This window comes from Limnohabitans planktonicus II-D5 (genome assembly GCF_001270065.2).
In the GTDB taxonomy this organism is placed as follows: Bacteria; Pseudomonadota; Gammaproteobacteria; order Burkholderiales; family Burkholderiaceae_C; genus Limnohabitans_A; species Limnohabitans_A planktonicus.
The window spans coordinates 96,424-118,731 of sequence record NZ_LFYT02000002.1 but is presented as its reverse complement, the minus strand read 5'-3'; the positions used below and the strand labels follow the sequence as shown (position 1 = coordinate 118,731).

The window sequence follows — 22,308 nt, the reverse complement described above, 5'->3', positions numbered from 1 at the left end:
GACATGGTCCAGGCGGCCAACGCCACGCTCTTCAGCGCGGGTGGGGCCGTCGAGGTCACGGCCGGTGGCCGCATCGAGATGGGCCGAATTGTGGCTGGGCCTTGGGCCAACAGCCTTGCCGAGCGCCTTGCAGGCGGCACGCCAGTGGCCGCAGGGGCGATCAGCCTCAAGGCCGATGGCGGTGCCATCACGCAGGCGGCAGGCTTGGGCCAAGCGCCGGTCATCGTGGCCGGACACCTCACGCTCAATGCCAAAACGGGCATTGACGCGCTGCTGGTGGCTGCAGATGCGCTGGACGCCAGCGCCGGTGAGGGTGACCTGAGCTTCACCGACGTGGACGGCTGGGGCCAGGCCGCAGGCCTGAGCCTGGGCACGCTGCAAGCCCTGGGCGGCGGCATCACCGTGCGTGCCGAAGGCGCATTGCGCGGCCAGGCGCAGCTGAAGGTGGCCGAAGCGAAAGCGCTGGAACTGGTGTCGGGGGATGACATCCACTTGGCCGCTGACAGCCAGCTGATTGCGCTGGCGGGCCAGGTGGGCGAGATTTCGCTGGTGGCGGGCGGTTTGATCCATGCCGTGGCGCGGGGCTTCTTGCGCAGCGGCAGCACCGACCGTGAGCGGTCGGGCGCTGTGGTGGTACCGACCGAGAATGTCACGGCCGTGGACGCGGCCCGGGTCAGCAACGCCTTTGTGTCGGGCGAATCCAGCCGGACCCTCACCATTGAAGGTGACGCGGTCTTGTCTGGGGTGACGGAAAACCTGAGCAGCCTGACTTTGAAAGTGTCGGGCTCGCTGTGGATCACTGGGCCATTGCCTGCGGGTCTGGCCTTGAATCTCGAGGTGGGCGGCCATCTGATCGTGGATGCGCGCGACGCCAACGGCGACCCTGTGGCGCTGGATTTGGGCAGCAGCGCATTTGCGGCGCGTGTGGGCGGGGACATGGACCTGCGCACCCGCGTGATCACCACGGGGGATGCCCAGATTCGGGTCGGTGGTGATTTGCGCGGCCTGGCCGCGCCACGCAGTGTTTGGCAAGGTGCTGATCTGAGCCGCGTGCAGTCGGCTGCGGCCATCACGGCCCAGAGCCTGATGCTGGATGTGGCGGGCGACATCCTCGCCAATCCGTTGGCGGGGCTGGAGGGGGTGAGCTTTGCGCCTCGCGCGGGTCTGGCGATTGCCGTGCAGACCTTGCAGGTCACGGCGGGCGCACAGGTCTGGCTGGACAACCTGAGCACCGAGGCGCTGACGGTCACTGGTCTTGTGGCCGGTGGGGAGGTGGGTGGCGATGTGGTCAATGGCGACGTGGTGCTGCGCAGCATCGGCTCTGGCCTGACCCTGGCCGGGGCCGTGACGGTGGCTGGCGCTGCCGGTCGCATCGAGCTGGACATGGCCGGGCAGGGCGGCACGCTGACGGTGCAAAACACCTTGCGTGCCCAGTCGGTGGTGATCGACGCTTCGGTGGATGTGCAGACTTCTGGCACCGGCCTGATCGAGGCCGGCGCTTTGCAATTGCAGACCTTCCTGGGTGCCCAGGTCGGCAACGGCACCGTCCAACTCCTGCTGCAGGGTTTGAGCGATGGCGCAGCCGTGCTCTCCCGTGTTTCGGGCAAGGTGTCGGGTGATTTGACGCTGAATGCGAAGTCGGGCGATCTGGGCCTGACGGGCCTGAGCACGGGCGGCAACGCCCGTCTGGAAACCCAAGCGGGCCAGATTTTGGGCCAGGCTGTGGGCGGGGCTGCCGATTTGGTGGCCAGCGATGTGCAGTTCATCACCGTGGGCGGTGGTGTGGGTGCCGAAGGCGATGCCCTGGTCTTGAACAGCGTCACAGGCACCAGCGCTGTGGGCGCCTCTGTGCTGGGCGGCTCTTTGCTCTTGTCGGCCCAATCGAGCTTGGGCTTGAAGGCCTCGGGCCTGAGCGTGGACGGCGATGGCAATGGCGATGGCGATGTGTTGCTCGCCTCAGACCGCGATGTGCTGGCCCAGCGCCAGGGCGATGCGGTGGCCACGGTCACGGCCCAAGGCGGGCGTGTCAGCCTGCTGGCCTGGCAAGGTTTTGAGACGCTGTCGGCGCAGTCCGGCGGCCTGCACCTGGACCGCGTGACGCTGGATGCGCCCTCGGTGGTCAACCCCGACGGCACCATCGAGTTGGTCAGCGGCGCGGGCTCGGTGCTGATGGGCGCTGCGGTGCGCCTGGACACTGCAGGCAACATGACCAACATGGGCGGCACCGTGCGCGTGGTGTCTGGCGACGCGATCACTGTGTCGAGCATTGCCGCTGGCAACGCCAGCGTGGCTTTGATCGCCCGAGGTGGCTCCATCATCGACGGCGACACCGTCGACTCCAGCCAAGCCGATGTCCAGGCGGGGCAGTTGCTGCTGCAAGCCGCCCAAGACATTGGCGGTGCGGTGCGCTCTGGCGGCATGGCCGTCAGCAGCGTGGCTGGGGCCATTGAAATATCTGTCAACACCCTGGCCGCCAGCAGCGCGGGCAGCATGCGCCTGAATGAGCGCAATGAGCTCACGCTGGGCAGCGTCACCCTGAGCCTGGCGCGAGCGGGCAGCGCAGCGGCTGCCTCCGAATCCACGCTCACCGGTTTGAGCAGCACCGATGGCGGCCACATTGAAGTCACCACCGGCAGCGCCGATGTGACAGGCACTTTGACCTTGGCCAATGTGGCAGATGTGGCCACGGTCAAGACCTCGGGCGCGGGCGCTGTGCGCCTGAGTGCCAGCGGCGCAGATGCGCGCATCGTGCTGCAAGGCGGCATCGTGGCGGGCCGTGGCGGCATCACGCTGGCGGCCACCGAGACGGTGGACCAAGGGGCAGCGACCGAGCTGGACGCTGCGGGTGACATCGTCATCCGTGCAGCCAACGGTCTGCGCTTGGTGGATGCAACGGGCGCTCCAGCGGCGGGCACCTTCGGTCGCAGTGGCGCAACTGGCGTGTTGCGCATAGAGGGCAACCAGCGGATTGCTGCCAACCAGCACCTGGCTTTGCGCCTGTCGGGCGCCACAGCCAGCCAGATCGACCGGCTGGAAGTCACCGGCACCTTGACGATGGACAACGGCGCCACCCTTGATGTGTCGCTCAGCAATGACTTTTTGCCCCAGCGCCTGCAGCACTTTGCGCTGGTCCAGGCGGGTGATCTGTCGGGTCAATTCACGCAAGGCACGGGTTTGTTTGGTTTTGGCGACGGCAGTGGCTTGCTGCAGCTCACGCAAGAGGGTTCGAGCCTGGTGCTCGATGCGGTGCAGCGTCCGCTGGCCGATCAGCTGAGCATCACGGCCCATGGCCAAAATGACATGGACATGCTGGGCATGTTCTTCAACGCAGACTATTTCGGCACCAGCCGCAGCTACGACGTGGGCATGACGCTGCAGGCGGCCGACTTCCTGACGGTGGATGGCCGATTCGCCCTGCGCAGTTCGCTGGAGGAGGTCACGCTGGCCAACGGCACTGCGAAAACGCAACGTTGGCTGGTGGGCGGTGCCAATCTGATGGCCTTTGTGGGGCTCAACGGCCCTTACCGTCTGGACACCGACCACGACGGCAATCTGGACGAAGAGAAAATCAACCCGTTTGCGGCCGGTTTCGAGTTGACCGGTGTGGACATCGGTCTGGCCCTGTACCAGGAAAAAACACCCACGGGCAGCGCTTCGCCGCGTGGCTGGCTGAGCCTGAACGCCACGTCGCAAAGCGCCACCGAATACGGCGTGCCGCTCATGGACTTCCAGGCACGCAACATGGCGGTGGCCATCAACGTGGGCACCGACGGCCAAAACGTGGTCGATCACAGGAACGCCCTGACCATCGAAACCGGTGTGCAGGGCAAGTCGGTCCAGATCAAGCACCTGGCCAGCCAGGGCGCGTTGGTGCGGGCCTCGGCTGATTTTGAATTCCAGATCGCGGATTTCATTTCGGCCTCGGGCTCCATGGGCCTTGAAAAGTCCACCCGCGATGTGGTGCTGGCCGACGGCACCCAGGTCAAGGCGGACATGCTGTCTTTGGGCGGTCAAAATTTGAACGCCTTTGTGGGCCTCAATGGCCCCAAAAACGGCCAATACAACGCGTCGAACCACCCCGATGCCATGGGCCTGGCCCTGAGCAATGTGGATTTTGCGCTGGCATTGTTCTCGCCGCGTGCCGGACAAACCGTGGCTGCGGGCCTGCAATGGTCGGCGCTCGAGGCCACGGCTGGTGCGGTGCAGGTGGTGGGCATCCCCGATGTCACCCTCGAAGCGCGCAACATTGCCCTTCAACTCAATCTGGTCTCCGGCGTGGCCGACACACAAGACGCGGACAAGAAGGTCATCGACTTTGCGGGCGATCGCAAGCTGGATGTGGTGGTCGGCACCGGCCGCACCCAGGCCATTGACCTGGACGGCCGACTGGGCCAATACGTGCGCGCCACCGGCGATGTGGCGCTGCGTGTGGGGGACTTCTTTGACGTCAGTGGCTCGCTGGGCTTTGAACGACGCGCCCAAGCGGTCACACTGGCCGATGGCTCCAAGGTGGACACCCAGCTGCTGAGCATTGGCGGCACCGGTTTGAACGCTTTTGTGGGCGTGGGGCCTTACCGCATCGATCTGGACGAGGACGGCGTGGTGAGCGCCGATGAGATCAACCCCGATGCACGCGGCCTGGCCGTGAGCGATGTGGCGTTTGGCCTGGCCCTGTTCAAGGCTGACCCGGTGACTTCATCCGACTACAAGGACAAGAGCTGGCTGGCCTTGACGGGCAGTGTGGGCCGCATCGACATGCCGGTGGGCTTGCCGGACAACATCGATTTGGACATCCATTCGCTGGGCATCGACATCAACATGGCCCAGGGCTTCAGCGAGGCGCAAAGCGCCTCCAAGGTGATCAACTTTGTGCGCCGCGAGGTCACGCCCGGCGTGTTCCAGGGCGATGCGGTGCAGATTGCCACGGGCACCGGCCAGTCGCTGATGCTGACGCACGACGGACAGCGGGGCACCTTGGTGCGCGCTTCCGGGGGCATGGACTTGCAGGTGGCGGGTTTCCTGTCGGCCAGCGGCACCATGGCCCTTGAAAAGTCCGAGGTTTCGCTGACCCTGGCCGATGGCAAAACAGTCAACACCCGACTGCTGACCATCGGCGGCACCGAGCTCAATGCCTTTGTGGGCGTCAACGGCCCGTACCGCAGCGACACCAACCAGGACGGCACGATCGACCTGAAAGACGACATCAACCCGCAGGCCATGGGCATGACGGTGACGAATGCCGAGTTCGGTCTGGCCCTGGCCTGGGACAAGGCCAGCGCCCGCAACTGGGTGGCTTTGCAGGCCTCGGCCGATGAAGTGGCCCTGGTGGGCGTCTCGGGCATCACGGCCACGGCGCAGCGCCTGGACGTGCGCATCAACCAGGTGTTTGGTGTGAGCGCTGTGGATGCGCCCACTCAGGTGCTGGACCTCAAGACCCAAGCCCTGACGGTGGCCACCGGCTACGACAGCTCCATCGACCTCACGCTGGATGGCAAGCTGGGTGAATCCATCCGCGCCAGCGGTGACTTTGAGCTGGCCGCTGCAGGCTTTGTGTCTGCCAGCGGTTCGCTGGGCCTGGAAAAATCCACCGGCTCGGTGGAGCTGGCCGACAAGAGCACGGTCTTGGTGGACAAGCTCACGCTGGGGGGCACGGGTCTGAACCTGTTTGCCGGTGTGGGCGGCCCCTACTGGGTGGACAGCAATCTGGACGGCAAGATCGACAGCCTGGACACGCCCAATGCGTCTGCCGTGGGCTTTGCCATGGAAGGCGGCGAGTTCGCCCTGGCCATGTTCTCGGCCCGCGCCGGTCAGCCCGCACGCTTTGGCGGCATGGGCTGGTTTGCCCTGGAAGCCAGCGCCGACACGGTGGCCTTTGTGGGCTCTTCGGCCTTGAAGGTGGAAGTCAGCAGCCTGGAGGTGCAGGCCAACCAGGTCTTTGGCGTGCCCGATGGCACCGACAGCGCCACACAGGTGCTCAACCTGAAAAAGTCACCCCTGACGGTGGTGACCGGCACCGGCACCAGCCGCGTGATCGATGTGGACAGCGACAAAGGCCCGCTGCTGCGCGCCGCAGGCGATGTGAAGCTGCAGGTGGGCGATTTCTTCTACGCGGGCGGCTCGCTGGGCTTTGAAAAGTCGGTGCGCTCGCTCAGGCTGGATGACGGCAGTGTGGTCAGCCACGATGTGTTGACCCTGGGCGGGGCCAACTTGCAGGCCTTTGCAGGCCTGAACGGCGGACCGCTGATCGACACCAACAACGACAACAAGATCGATGCCCAAGACACCCCGGGCGCAGATGCCCTGGGCTTCTCGCTGGCCGATGTGGACTTTGCGCTGATGCTGGCCGCCGAGCGCGAGATGGTGCGCGAAACCTTGTCGCGAAAGCTCGACTGGCGCGATGTGGCCGTGTCCGACACGCTGCAGGTGGCCGTGGCCAACCTGACGGCTGGCAGCACCGATGCGGCTTTGTGGCTGTCTACCGATGGTGGGCAGAACTGGAAAGCCAGCACCACCGCACCCAAGGGCGTGCGCTTCACCTCGGTGACCGTGTCTACCGATGGCCAGACGATTGTGGCCACGGTGGACGGCGGCGGCATTCTGCGCTCCAGCGATGGCGGTGCCACCTGGCGCACGGTATCGGCCTACAACGACCGTTACACCGATGCGGCCCTGGTGAAAGACGACCTGATCGTCAGCGCAGACATTCGCTCGCCTTTGCGTCAGGACGCTTTCCAGGTGATTGGCAGCTTTGTGGCGGGCGACACCCTCACCCTCACTGGGCTGGCCACAGCGGATGTGGTTTACAAGGTGGTCAGCGACGACCTGACCTCGGACGGCACCTCGACCAGCAAGGTCAAAGGCAGCGCCGCGCAGGTGCTGGCCAACGTCACGGCCAAGCTGCGCAAGGCGCTCAATGATGCGGCGGGCAGTGTGGTCACGGCCACAGGCTCGGGTGCGGTGGTGGTCCTGGAGGCCCGCTCGGACAAGCCCGATGCAGGCTGGACCAGCTTCAAAGCCAAAGTCACAGGCAAGGGCGGTGTGGACTGGGTTCATGCCGCCTCTGCATTGCAGGCCCAGCTGGACATGCTGGCCCTGAGCGGCACTTATGCCGCAGGCGATGTGATCACCCTGACGGGCGTGAGCACCCGGCCTGTCACCTACACCGTGGTGGCCAATGACCTCACAGCCAAAGGCAACGGCACCGGTGGCTTGGCCAGCAACGCCCAGATTCAGGCCAATGTGGCCAACAAGCTGCGGGCCATTTTTGCCGAACCACAAAAGTGGCAAGACCAGATCACGGCCAAGCAAACCCAGATGGACGCCTTGAATCGCCAGCTGGGCGCACTGAAATCGCTCAACCTGTTCGGCATGAACAATTCGGTGATCAAGGAGCTGAGCCAACTGATCGCCCAGCAGCAACTGGTCCTGGATCAAGTGAAGACCCAGGCTGCGCAGCTGCAGGCAGCAGGCGCTGTGGTGAATCTGGGGGGTGACGGCAACGTCATCAGCTTCACCGGCAAGGTGAAGAACAATCCCTTCCGCCTCGATGTGAGCGTGGTGGGTCAGGGTCAGGCCGAGGTCTTGCGGGCCAGCGACCGCGACCTGATGCGCGGCATGCTCAATGGCCAGAGCGCTGCGCCTGGCAGCTGGAAGGAAGCGACGATGCCCATCGATGCCCGTGACCTGCAGTGGCAGTCATTGGCGGCCTTTGATGCGGGCGGCCGTTTGCTGGCTGCGGCCAGCACCGGCATTTTCCTGGGTGAAGTCGGCGCGCAGGGCGCCACCAGCTGGGCGCGCCAAAACCAGGGTCTGCCCAGCGGCGCGAGCTGGGTGTCGGTGGATGCCAGCGAAGCGCTGGACAGTGTCCCCAACGAATTGGCCCCTGAGACTTCGGTCAAGGGTGCCGTGCTGGTGGCAGCCGCATCGGGCCAAAGACTGTATGTGGCCGATACCCGCCAGGCCGATTGGGGCTGGACGGCCGTGGCCACGCCACGCGCCTGGACGGCGGTGGCCATTTCGGACGATGGCAGCACCATCGCGGCAGCGGCCAACGGGGCCAACGGTGGCATCTGGCTGTCCAACGACCTGGGCGTCACCTGGCGTCAGATCAACAGCTCTTCAGGCATCGACTGGCGTTCGGTGGCGCTGAACCACAATGGCACGCAGCTGACGGCAGCGGCCACCGGGCGCGGCCTGTTCACCACGCCGGTGCTCACCGGGGCGCAGGCGATGCCGACCCGTCTGGCTTTGCAGGCCACGGCAGGCGCCGCCCGCTTGGTGGGCGTGCCCTCGGTCACGGCAGAGGTGACGGACGCCAGCGTGCAGATCAATCTGGGCGACACGCTAAGTGGACGTGTGCTGGACTTTGCCAGCACGCCCTTCAACGTGGTCACCGGCACGGGCAGCACCCAGGCGCTGACGCTCAAGGGCGCGGACCACGAGGTGATCCGTGTCTGGGCGAATGTGCAACTGGACATCGCCGGGTCGGTGTATGTGGATGGCGCAGCCGCCTTCGAAAAACGCACGGCCGAGGTGCAACTGGCCGATGGTGCCCAGATCGAGGTCGATCAACTGGCCGTGGGCATGAGCCAGGTCAACGCTTTCTTTGGCGTGGGCGGCCCTTACCGGGTCGACACCAACAACGACGGCAAGATCGACACGCTGGACACGCTCAACGCCGACGCGGTCGGCCTGTCCCTGACCCAGGCCGATCTGGCGCTGGGCCTGTTCAGCGCGGCCAGTGGTGCCAAGGATGCCGCAGGCAACTTGTTGGGCAACGCGCGCTGGATGGCCTTGTCGGCGCAAGCTGCTGCGGTAGAACTGGTGGGCCTGCCTGAGGTCACCCTGGCGGCCACCTCGCTGAACCTGGAACTCAACCAGGTCTACGGTCTGGCCGATGGCTTGGTTGCCGACACCCACGTCATCGACTTCAAGGCTTTGCCTGTGAGTGTGCGTGTGGGCACCGAGGCCGACAGCTTCAAGAAGCTCGACATGGATGGCGGGCAGGGCCAGCTCTTGCGCGCCAGCGGCACGGTGGAAGTGCAGGTGGGCGATGTGGCCACCTTCAGCGGCACGCTGGGTTTTGAAACCGCCCGGCGCACCGTCAGCCTGACCGGTGGCGGCACTGTGGATACCCGCGCCTTGGTGATGGGTGGCGTCGGTGTCTCTGCGCGTTTGACCACGGGTGCCGACGCGGCGGCTTTGGGCTTCAGTTTGAGCGGCCTGGACTTCGGTCTGGTGCTGGCCAAATCGAATGTGCTCAATGACCAGCGCAGCTGGCTGTCGGTCCAGGGCATGGCCGAGTCGATGGCCGTGCTGGGCACGGCGGCTTTCGGTGTGGATGTGTCCGGTCAGAACCTGCGTCTGGCCTTGAACCTGGGCATGGGCACCAACGCCTTGGGCGAAGCCAACACCAGCACGCTGGACTGGTCCGGTGACAAAGCTTTGACGATCCAATACGGCACCAAAGTGGCTGGCAAGCTGGACTTCAGCGGCGAACGCATCGAAGTCGGCGGCACCCTGTCCGTCAAGGTGGGCAATGAGCTGACGGCTTCTGGCTCTGCCGTAGTCTCGCGTCAGGAACGCGACATCGTGGTGGGCGGCAAGACGCTGCGCGCCACAGGCTTTGTGGTGGGTGCGAATGACTTGACAGCATCCGTCAGCGGCATCAGCGTCACGGGTCTGGATCTGGCCATGGCCTTGCTGCGTCCGCTCAATGCCGGTGCCGATGACACCCGCTCCTGGCTGGCGGTCAAAGCCCATGTGGACCAGATCGCGCTGAATGCAGAGGATCTGGGCTTGCAAGCACAGGATTTGGTGATGGAAGCCAACTCGCTGAGCCTGGAAGCCAATCAGGTCTTTGGCAGTCAGGCCGGCGCGGCTGCGCGTGATGTGCTGGACTTGGGCACCCCTGAGCAGAAAATCCAGGTGCTGACCGGCAAGGTCACCAACAACGTGGCCGACACGATGACACTGGACTTTGCCAGCGCAGGCGGTGCCTTCTTGGCCCTGGCCGCCGATGCCAACATCAGCATTGGCGCTTCGGTCCTCTTGCAAGGCACTTTCGGGCTGGCCCGCATGGGCCAACGCAACACCACGCTGGACGACGGCACCCAGCGCATGATGGAGGTGACCGCACTGTCCGCTAAGGGCGTGACGGCCAGCTTTGGCAGCGGCATTGGCACTGACAGCTTCGCGGGTGTAGCGCTGAGCAACGCAGACATCGGTCTGATGGTGCTGGCAGACACGGCAGGCGCGGGCGCTTTTGTGGGCTTGAAGGCAACGGCTGCAGGCGTTTCCCTGCAAGGCATGGCGGGCTTGAGCCTGAAAGGCGGCACGCTCAGCCTGGCGGTCAACACCGGCCCGGGCTCGGGCGATCTGCAAGGCCGTGTGGTGGACTTCACCCAGGGCGACCTGGACGCCGATGGCAAGCTCAATGGCTCAACAGCCATCCGCCAGCGCGGGGTCACGGTGACCACGCTGGACTTCCAGGAGGCGGAGTTCGCCGCGGCGGGCACCATTTCGGTCGAGCTGAAAAACAGCAACGACGACTTGGTGCCACCGTTGATCTCGGGCACCGGCAGTTTTGCCTTGCGCGTGCGCGATGGCTCGACGGTCATTGGCGCTTCGGGCATCAACGCGCTGGTCAACGTGGGTGATCAGAAAGCGGGCATCCGTGAGGGTGCCTTGATGCTGGTCATGCAAAACGGCGGTTTTGCCTTGGCGGTCGAAGGCAATGGCCAGGTGCCTGTGCCCGGCTTGTCGGCCACTTCGGTGTATGGCGACGTGTCGATGGCCTTCAACAACACGGGCGCGGCGATCAATCAGGAACTGAAAGTTGGCGGCAAGCCTCTGAAGGTCAATTTCTCGGCCGAAGAAGCGGGCCAGAACAAGAACCTGCATTTCTCATTGACGAATCTGGATGTGTCCCTGGGTGGCGGTCTGGGCAGCGCCTTGCTGGGTGTGGCCGGTCAGATGAGCCAGGCGCGGGCCGATCTGCAAAACGGCGAGAAGCTGCCTCTGATCGACAAGTCGCTGGACGACATCCTGAACCTGTCGCCGCTGGTCAGCATGGGCGACTATGTGCAGCAGTACATCAACGGCTACATGGACCCCACCTGGGTCTCAGACATCGAAGGTCTGCCTGCTGCCGTGTACGGCGAGCTGGGCGTGCCAACCTTGTCGGGCCTGAAGGCCTATCTGGATTCGAACTGGGCGCGCAAGGCCGGTGTCAGTGCGGGTCTGAGCTTCAGTCTGGACCAAAACGGCCTGTCTTTGGGCTTTGACGGCAGTGTCAAGCTGGGCACGGACTTGCTGCAGCTGGACCTGAGTGCAGGTTTGGCGCAGTACGGATTGCAGTTTGACGCCACGGCCGATGTGCAGGCCAAAATCAATGCCGAGGTCGACTTTGACCTGGCCATTGATTGGCAAGATGGCCTGTCGGCCCGTTTTGACCTGAACAAGCTGGCCTTCCAGGGCAGCCTGAAAGCCGACAGCCTGGTGCTGGCGGCGCGTCTGGGGCCGCTGGATGTGGGCATTGGCCGACTGGGCACCGACGAGTATGGCAATCCGTATGAGCAAGGCAGCTTTCAGTTCGATCTGGGCGGCAGTCTGGCCATGCATAACGGCAAATTCCAGCTCACGCCGGGCAAGAACGAGCTGGCCATGAGCTTGCCAATTTATGCCACCTTGGCGGGCGTGGACCTGGCAGGTCAAACAGGTGGTCCGGGCAAGGTCACGGTGACGGGCAATCCCTTGACCGGTGCTCTGGTGTTCGAGGCCACGGGCCTGGACAAACTGACGAACTTCTCGAAAGTCAAGATCGAGGATGTGCTGATGGCCATCCCCAATGTGCTGGATTACCTGCAAACCGTGGACGTGTCCCAACTGGGTCTGGGCAGCCTGCCCTTCATTGAAAAATCGCTGGACCAGCTTCTGGACATCGCGGGCGCCTTTGAAACAGGCGTGGTCGACAAGATCGACTTCAACCGGCCGATGCAGAGATGGGTGGCGGCCCCCGGGCAAAGCCAGTTGGCCACCGGCACGGCGGCCATCACCAAGGGCAGCGCGGTGCTCAGCGGTGTGGCCGGGCAGTTTGCTTCGTCCATGAAGGGCTTTTTTGTCTCTACGGGCAATCAGGTGCTGCAGGTCTTGTCGGTGTCCGTCGATGGCAGCAGCATGACGCTGTCGAGCGACTACACCTCGAGCGACGCGGCCAGCTCGTACACGGTGCACAAGCGCATTGAGCGCATCAGCACCCTGGGTGAGTTTGTGTCGGCGATCAACAAGTCCGGCGTGCTGGGCGACAAGAAAGCCAGCTACAACGCAGACACTGGCCATCTGGTGATCCCGATCAGCGCCAAAGTGAAGTTGCCGGAGTTCTCCACGGCCTTGAACCTGAACCTGGCAGCGGGCTCTGAGTTGTCGCTGAGCACCGATGCCATCGCCTCGGTCGGTGTGGATGTCGGCGTGGACTTCAACCTGGTGCTGATGACCAATGGCAACTTTGACATTGCCATCGACCATTTCGTGGCGACAGCGGGCATCACGGCCGATGTCACCGATCTGCAAGTGCTGGCCAAGCTGGGCTTTGTCACGCTGCAAGCCGGTGGTGTGGGCAGCGGCTCGCAGGTGCACCTGGGCGCCAAGCTCACGGCCACGCTGGACAGGGCGCCCAACGCCGTGGGCGGCGAGTTCTTCACGCGCCAGCAATTGCACGACACAGGCCCCAAGTGGCTGAACTTCGACGTCACGGGCGACGCCTATGCGCGCTTGAAGGGCCTGACGGTCAAGACCGGCGGTGCCAGCATCAATGTGGGCGCAGGGCTGGAGCTGGGCTTGTATGTGCAAAACCTGTTTGACTGGTCGCAGAGCCAACTGGTGACCGCCAGCCAGTTCGACATCGGCAATGAGGCGCAGCGCAGCCAATACGGCATCTCGGCCAACGATGTGGTGATCGTTCTGCCCGATGTGGCCGCCATCACCGATTTGAGCCGCCTGAGCATCCAGGACATCGTGGGCGGCTTGCGTGCCGTGGCCAATGTGGTGGATTCCGCCGTGGGCAGCCAGCCTTTCTACACGCAGGAGTTGCCGCTGATCAACCGCTCGATGAGCGACATCCTGAACTTTGGCGACCAGCTGCTGGCGCGCATTGAAAAGGCAGCGGACACCCCGGCCGCCGCACTGGACGAAGCCGAGAAGATCATCGAGGAAGCTTTGGGCGTTCCTGCCGGCTTGTTTGACCTGTCACTGGACGTCGCCAACCACCGCCTGAACGTCGACTTCACGCTGGACCTTCAGTACAGCGATGATTTCAAGATCAACCTGGACCTGGCGACGCTGGCCTCTTTGGCAGGCATCGATTTGCCCAGCGATTTTGGCAAGTTGTTTGATGCCTCGGGCAAAGCGGCGGGCGTGTTCGCCGTGGGTGCCAGCCTGGTGGCGCGTGTGGGCATTGCCCTGCCGGGCTCTGCCAGCGGTACGCCGCCCGTACAGATCATCGACTACGACGAGGCCACCAACACCGGCACGCACCTGGACTTGACGGCCAGCCTGAATGCGAAGGACCTGGTGATCAAGCTCAGCGCGGGCCAAATCCAGTTGGGTGCCTTCAACGGCAAAGTGGTGCTGGACGAAGACGGCAAGGCCGAGACCGTTGCACCGGCTTTGTTGCGCATAGCGCTGGACAAGGGGCAGCCCAAGGTGATCGCGCGTGGTGCTTTGGACATCGATTTGCCGATCAACCTGCTCGCTTTGTCGCAGCAAGTGCCGCTGGGCAGTTTGCGCATTTACACCGATCCGGCTCTGGGCAACCAGGGCTTGCCGACCCTGCTGGCCCAGCTGGCAGGCGTCGCCACCGGCGCTCCGGCCTTGAAGATGGCCTTGCCCGATTTGGCGCGTGCGGTGCCCTCCGGCACTTCGGCGCTGGATGTGCTGTACGACCCGACCTTGCTGCTCAACGGTGTGGACCTGGGTCTGGGCACGGTGCAGGACTTTTTCCAGAACAGCCTGACGGCGGACATTCCGTTCATCGGCACCCACCTGGCCGATGCCGGTCAGCTCATTGGCAATTTGCGCGGTGGCTTGCTGCAAGACCTGCGCACCAAGCTCGCTGGCCCGGGCAAGCCCGTCGAGTTGGTGCGCGAGTCGCTGTTCAACACCTTCCAGAGTCTGGGCATCTTGATGGACTATGACGGCCAGGCCGGTCTGACCCTCGATGACATTGATGTGGCGTTCTTTGACGCCAGCGGCTTGCGGGTGTCGACCTGGAAGCCGGGCATGGTCTTGCCCAAAGGCGGGGTAGACGCCATCCGTTTTGATGCCAATCTGGGCGGGCGCATTCTGGCGCTGGGGGTGGACATTCCGCTGGACCTGAACATACCGAATCTGTCGCTCAATGTGGACGGCGGTTTTGCACTCAGTGCCGATTGGCAATACGACTTCGGCTTTGGCCTGTCGGCCTCCAGTGGCTTTTACATGGTGACCAACTCCGACGCCTTGGACCCCGAGCTGAGCATGGACATTGAGGCCTATCTGGATGGCAGCCCTACCGACCCGAACGTCACCTCGACATTTGAAGGTCGAGGCAAGCTGATGTTCTTTGAAGCCAGCGTGAAGGACCTGTACAACAGCACCAACTCGCCCTATCGGGCCAGCGGTTTGAACGGCCGCCTGGGCATTGACCTCAAGGGAGACAAGGCCAACCGCCTGACGCTGGACCGCGTGTTGTCCAACCCCTTGTCTGCGGTCAAGGTGGACTTTGGCGTGGGCGCGCACCTGAACCTGGGCATGGCGCTGGGGGTCACGGGCATGCCGAGTTTGAATGCCGACTTCAGGCTCGACTGGGATTGGCGTTTGGGCGAGCGTGTGGCGTCCAAACCCGACATCTCGATCAACAACATCCGCCTGGATTTGCAGTCCACGGTGATGGATTTCCTGATGCCGATTGCCAAGCAAGTGGCCCAGGCGGTCGAGCCTTTCCGCGATGTGGTCAATGCCTTGACCACGCCGATCACGGGCCTGGATCTGGTGCTCAAGGACGATCCGACGCTGCGCGGCGTCATCGACATGGTGTGGAAGATCGCCATGCCCGACAAGCCCGCCATCAACTGGGCCTTCCTGGATGCCGTCAAGTTCGCACTCGACATGCCGACCATGCTGCAGACCCTGGTCGGTTTCAGCGCGGGCTTGCCTTTGGGCAGCATCAAGGGGCTGGGCACCAACCATGTGACGTTCGAGGCGGCCGATGCGCTGGATCTGAACCTCTCGCACACCTCGCCCATCATCACGGCCTTCAATGCCAAGATGACCCAGGTGAGCAAGGACTCTTCGGGGGGTGGTGGATCGGGTGGCCGTTCAGGCCTGCAGTTCATGTCGTACATGACAGACATCTCCAACTGGGCCAAGATTTTCAGCGGCGGCAATGCGACGCTGTTCACCTATGAGCTGCCGTACCTGGACTTCAGCCTGTACAACTTCGATGTGCTGCTGGCCAAACCCAATCTGGCTTTGCTCACGGCGGGCGTCATCCCGATCCCGATCGAGTTCCCGATTTATGCCTATGGCGGCGTGCGGGTGTTCGCAGACCTCTCGTTTGGCTATGACACTTATGGCATTCAAAGAGCCGTGGCCACGGGTAATGTGCTCAATGTGCTGGATGGTTTCTACATCAACGATTGGTCATTGCCGGTCACGGTCAATGGCGTGAGCAAGCCGGGCGCGGAAAAGCCGGAAATGGGCATCAGCATCGAGATCGGCCTCAAAGCCGGTGTGGGTGTGCCGGGTGTGGCCGTCGGCCTGGGTGCCGGTTTGCAGCTGCGTGTGGATGCAGATCTGAACGACATCAAGGTGGGTACCGTGACGCGCGATGCGGACGGCCAGTACATCTCGGTGGACTACAAGGGCGACGGCAAGGTCCGGCCTTCGGAAATGCTGGCCATGATGATGTATCCGGGCTTGGTGCCCGGCGTGCCAGGCGGGGTGTTCAACCTGTTTGACATCAAGATCACGCCTTACCTCAATGGTTATGTCTGGGCCAAGATCGGTTTCTTCAACGTCAACGTGCAGCTGTTCAGCCTGAAGCTGATGGAAATCAACATCCCGGCTGTGACGGTGAAACCGGTGTTGGGCAGTGTGCAAGAGGGTGTGCTGACCTTGAATGCGGGCATCCATGCGTCTGACCGCTTGTACCTGAGCACCTCGGATGATTCGGAAAACTTCATCCTGAGTGGCCGTGAAGGCAGTGACACCGTGGGCGTGGAGTTCCAGGGCTTCTATCAGGAGTTCAAGGGCGTCAAGCGCATCGTGGCCGATATGGGTGAGGGCAACGACACGCTGGACGCATCGCGTCTGAAATCCAATATCGTGATCGATGCCAAGGGTGGGGCGGGCGATGACACGATCTTGTTGGGCGCCGGGGGCGGAACGGCCATCGACCTGGAAGGCAACAACATCATGCGCGCGCTGGCCACTGGAACGGCCAAGGTGCTCTTGATCGGTGGACGTGGCCGCGACAAGTTGTCTGGCGGCTTGGGCGATGACATCTTGTTTGGCGGTGCTGGCAGCAACGATCTTGATGGCGGTGGTGGCAATGACACCCTGTACGCCATCCTGGGCGTGAACAAGCTGATCGGTGGTGATGGGGTGGATACCTACGTCTTCACAGGCGGCCTGGGTGTCAACACCCTGGTGGAAAACGGCAAGCAGGCGTCTCACCTGGACTTCTCGGGCAGTTTGTCCAAGGAGTTGCAGGGCATCGTCGGGCCTTTGCCGGGCGTGCCCACGGTGTCGATCCCTGCGACGTTCACGGCGGTGCGTGGCGCAACGACGGCCCTGAGCTTTGCCGGTACGCCGTTCACCGGTGATGACAGCGCACCTGCTTCAGTCAGCGTCTCAGCTGCTGCGGGCGTGATTCAAGCGGGCTCGTCTGGCGGGGTGACTGTCAGCGGTGCGGGCACCGGCCGGGCCGTCTTCACAGGCACGGTGGCCAATCTCAACAGCTTCTTCAAGGCGGCTGGCAAGATCAGCTACCGCTTTGAGGGTTCTGACGATGTCCAGACCCTGAAAGTGGTGATCCAGCAAGGTGACTTGAGCAGCATGGCGCAAGCCCAGGTGCATGCAGCCCTGACCTCGTCGGTCTCGCAAAGCTGGCGCGATTTGGCGGTGAGCAGCAGCGTGATGGTGGCGGTGGCCAACGTGAGCAGCGGTCAGCAAAGCATCTACCTGTCGCGTGACCATGGCGACACCTGGTTGCCTGCCAATGCGCCCAAGGGCCTGGACTACAACGCGGTGTCGATCTCACCCGATGGCCAGATGATCGCGGCCTTCTCGTCGGGCGGGCGCCTGGCGGTGTCGCGCGATGCGGGGCTGAGCTGGACGGTGAGCACCGCGCCTTCGGACAATTATTCCGAGGTGCTGGTGCTGGGCGATGACCGGGTGCTGACGGCAGACCGGACCGACAGCCTGCGTTATTTCTACTTCAACAACATTTTCAGCTGGGGCTGGAAGACCGATGACCTGCCGGGCGAGATGCGCACCCTGGATGCGCAAGGCACAAGCTGGGCCAAGGTGGACGGTGAGCCCAATGTCAACTGGAATGCCATGACCGCCAGCGCCGATGGCTCGCGCTTGCTGGCTGCCAGCGGCGCTTCGTCGAATCGCAGTGGGGCAGGGGCTTTGTACATGGCCAATGTGGGAGCCGACGGTCAGATCGTCTGGCAGGACATCACCCGTGGCGCCTTGAACAATGGCGATTGGGTCTCGGTGGACATGGACGCCACGGGCACCCACCTGGTGGCCGCTGCACGCGGTGGCCAGGTGTTTGTGGCCGATGCCAGTGTTTCTGGCTGGACTTGGCAAGCCACCACCATCAAGGCGGATTGGACTTCGGTCTGGATGAGCGATGACGGCAAGACACTGACGGCCACGGCCAACGGCAGCGGCGGCGGCGGTGGCGTCTGGCTCTCGCGCAACGGCGGCACGATCTGGACCCAAGTCAGTGCGCCCATGGGCTCTGGCCTGGATTGGCGCATGGCGACGTTTGACGAGGCTGCAGGCCAGGTGGTGGCAATGGCTTCGGGCCGTCCGATCTACAAGTTCCTGCCGCCAGCGGCCGGGGCTGCGACCAACATCGTGCTACCCGATCAGATCTTTGCTTTGGCCAGCAAGCCGACCGAGCTGCCCTTGGCCGACGGTACGCTGGTGGATGCCGATTCGAGCCGTTTGACGGTGACACTGTCGGCCACCAGCGGCCAGATGGTCTTGTCGGACGCAGCCCTGGCTGCCATCGCGCAAAACAGCGATCTGGGTCGGGTGTCGGTGATTGCGGTGGCGGCTTCTTCGCCCAAGAGCCCCGCCAACGAGAAGGTGTCCGGATCGATTGACAACAATACAAGCACCAAGTACCTGAACTTTGATGGTCCTGGCAGCGGTCTGATCATGACCCTGTCCACACCCGAGGCGGTGCAGCAGATGAAGCTGACATCCCGCACCAACGATCTGATTTGGCAGTGGGATCCAAAGACCTACGAGTTGTATGGCGCCAACGACGAATTGGCCTGGGGCAGTGCAGACTGGGCGCAAGTGGCCAAGGGCGATGTCAATCTGCCCGATGCCCGTGGATCGGTCAGCACGCTGAACTTTGACAATGCGACGGCGTACAAGTACTACAAAGTGGTGTTCCCCGAGGTCAAGGGCAGCAAGTTCGGCAAGCAATATGTGCACATTTCCGAAGTGGCCCTGTACGCACCGTCACTGGCGGTCAAGCAGGACGAAGGCGTGCTCACTTTGAGCGGCGACCAGAAAGCCATCAACAGCGTGCTGACTACATCGGGTTACTTGCAGTTTGTGGCAGGCGCCCATGGGGCCACGGGTGAATTCACTTTGGTGGCCGATGATGGCGTCAACCGCAGTGTCAAGGTCGTGCCGATTCTGGAGCAGGAAGCCTTTGCCATGAAGGCGTCGTACAACGCTGGCAATTTTGAAGTCTTTGCCAACACCGGCAACGGCCTGCGCGTGAGCCGCGCTGCGCTGGACAACATCACCCTGGGCAACCGTTCGGACGAGTTGTCGGTGATGAAGTTCGGCACCGAGTCGCTCACCGTGACCGCTTCGGGCGGTGCTGACCAGGTGATTGTTTACATGGGCAATACCCAGCTGAGCGCAGGCGAAACCCGCTCCATGGCTTTGAAGGAATCCACCCTTGGCAGCGATTTGCTCAACGACACCTTGACCTTGCAACTCAAACCTCTGAGTGCGAGCGCCAGTCAGAACGTGATCCGTCTGGGCTCAGGCCAGTTGGTCAGCGGCGCCGAGCAGATTTTCTGGGACGAGACGCTGGGCACGCTCAACATAGTGGGCGACACCGTGCGCATCACCGACATGGCGGACAGCCGTGGCGATGTGCGTCTGGGTGTGAACACCACGCTCAAGGTGACGGCCAATCAGCTGAGCGTTTCAGGCAAGGTGTACGCCAAAGACTATGACTTCACGGTGAAGAACCGTCTGATCATTGACGGGGGCTTGTACACCTACCAAACGGGGGGCGATAGCCGCGAAGTTCGCATTGCAGGCACGGTTTACGCTACGCCGCCTTTGCAGGCCGGGGCCTTTGATTTGTCCACGGTGCAAACGCCCGGCTTTGCCATCCAGATCACACCGAGCGATCCGAGCATGCCGATTCGTCTGGGCGGCGCAGGCGCGGGCGGCATTGTGCTCGACCCGGCAGCACTGTCGCGGATGAACTCCCAGAGCCTGGTTCTGGGCTCCGATCTGGGGTCCAATCCGGTCGAGTTGGGTGGCGGTGCGTCCGCGGTGCTGGTGCCGATTCCGCTGGTGGTGCTGGCGCAAGGCACAGGCGGCAAGGTCTACATCTACGGCGATGTGTCGGGCACACAGCTGGAGATCCATGGCCCGGGCAACACCACGGTGTTTGCCGATGGCAGCGATGTGGTGATGAGCACGGGCATGCTGATTGACGATGCGCTGAGCATTCAGGGCAAGGTCTCATTGACGGCAGGATCGAGCGCCAGCAGCGGCAATCTGGAAGTCACAGGCCGGGTCAACGGCGGTCTGGGTAACCAGGATGTGCTGAGCCTCAAAGCTCTTGGCGGTGACATCACCCTGACCGGTCGCATGGGCGATGGTGTGGGTGACTTTGCCATCAGCGCAGGCGGCAGCTTGTATGCGGACGGCGTGTATGACGCGGTCAGCTTGCTGGGCGGCAGCGGCGCAGGCGCCACGGCCAAGGTCACCGTTGCGGGTGGGCAGGTCACGAACGTGCAGCTGATCTCGCGTGGCGGTGGCTATGTGGTGGGCGACAAACTCAGCGTGGCCCGCTCCAGCCTGGGCGATCTCACGGGTCTGGCCGGTGGTTTTGAGTTGTCGGTGTCTGCTCTGGCGGACCTGGAAGGCCTGCGGGTGGACGGCGCGGTCAACGTGACCTTTGGTGAGCGCCTGTACGTGGAAGGTGATGTGTTCATCACGGCAAGCGGCACGGTGACGTTCTCTGACCGGGTGGTGCTGCGCAGCGGTGGTCGCTTGTTCATCAACGATGCAGCGCAAGTGCAGTTCCTGCAAGGCGTGCAGTCAGACAACGGCACACCGATGGTCTTCAATGGCGCGTCGGCTAAGGTGGATTTCTACAACGGCGTGGGCGTTGGGGGCAGCGATGCGGCGCACTTTGAAGGCGTCAACCATCTGGCGATCCGCTCACCGGGCGCAGGCCAGACCTTGTCCGGGTTGAAAGTGGAAGGCGACACACTGACACTGGCCCCGCTGGACGGCCGCACGGTGCTGAACCTGAACCTGTCTTCGCTGGAGATCAACGCCCGAGCACTGGTGTGGCCACTGTCTGGTGGCACCCAGGTGCACACGCAAGACCTGCAACTGTCGGTGGCGCAAGGCATTGGCAGCGAGGCTGCGCCATTAGAGGTGGATGCCCGAAACATTTCGGCCACCACACCAGGCCAAAGCATGTTCTTGCAGCTCGCTGGCGATGCGCGCCTGGTGCGTGGCGGTTTGCTCACGCAGACAGGCACGGGGCAGGTGGATCTGTCGGTGGCTGGCTCGCTGAGCATGGCCCCGTCTGCAGGCATCGTCACCGATGCAGGCGCGATCACGGTGCGCACCGGGGGCGACATGCAGATCTTGCGCATGCAAACCTACGGCGGTGACATCCACCTCGATGCAGGGCGTGCTGTGACCGTGGCAGGCAATGGCCGCCAGCCGCAGATCGTCTCCTCGGGCGATTTGTCCGTGACGGCGGCGGCCGGTATCGGCGGCTTCATGTTCGATCGCCTGTATGTGGACGTGAAGGGCTTGACCGTTGCCAACGGCAACAGCGGCGATGTGATCATCTCCGGCAAAACCGGCTTGAACATCGTGTCGGCAGACTCTCGCTCGCAAGACGGCTGGATGATCCTGATGTCGGGCTACACCGGCGAGGTGGTGGGCAACACGCCCACTGCCGAAGGCAACCGTGTGGCCCGCATCAGCGGCAAAACCATCATTGCCCGTGCTGAGCTGGGTTACCGCGACATGCACAACGCCAATTACCGTGAGATCGCCAGCCCCTTGGGCAAGGAAACCACGGCCAACGGCAGCATACTGTCTGTCTTCAATGCCCAGTTGAGCAAGCAGTGGTCCGATCAGGTCCAGCTGGTGTCGGCACGCGATCGCCTGACATCGGCTCCCACCGATTTGTCCAGCCCCATGTCTTGGCTCAAGGGTTCTGGCCAGCTTGGTGCGGCGTTCAGTGTCTCGGTCATGGACGATGATGGCGCGCAGCACACGGCCACGGCTTTGCTGGAAGCGGCTTTGAAGATCCGCTCTGAAGTGCCGGTGGAAGATGTGTTTGGCGCTGACATGCTCAGCAGCTGGGCGCAGCGTTCGTTCACCCAGCGCGAGGCCTTGTCCAAACCGGAACATCAAGACCCATCCGCAAAGAAGAAAGCGAACAAGTCCGCAACCCACAAGCTGGACCAGGCTGACAAGGCGCAGCAAAAGCCGGAGCGCAAAGTCAAGGGCAAGGGCAAGGTCAAAGTCAAGGACGCCTTGAACATGAAGACTACCCAGACCCTGACGCCAGCGCAGCAGCAAGCGGTGGCCGCTTTGGACGCTGAGCAGTCAGCGATGCAGACCCCAACGCTTTTGCCACGGAACTCGCCAGCGCTCAAGGCCCGGCCGTCAACGGAAGGTGAACTTGCTCAGCCCGCTGCAGCGGCCTCTGAGCAAGGCTTGGCCAGTGGCTCTTCGCAAGAAACGGCCAGCCTGAACGCAGCCTCTGCCCAAGGAGAGTCCGACCCGTCGTGA

The 22,308-nt window shown here is 63.3% G+C and carries 1 protein-coding gene (only partly in view); it reads left to right on the top strand.

What is annotated here, in order from left to right; genetic code table 11:
- Positions 1-22,308, top strand: partial view of an LEPR-XLL domain-containing protein gene (locus H663_RS22375; protein ID WP_053176080.1) — the 3' portion only. It extends 20,262 nt beyond the left edge of the window; 22,308 of the gene's 42,570 nt are visible here — the last part of the coding sequence; its start codon lies off the left edge, out of view; its stop codon occupies positions 22,306-22,308.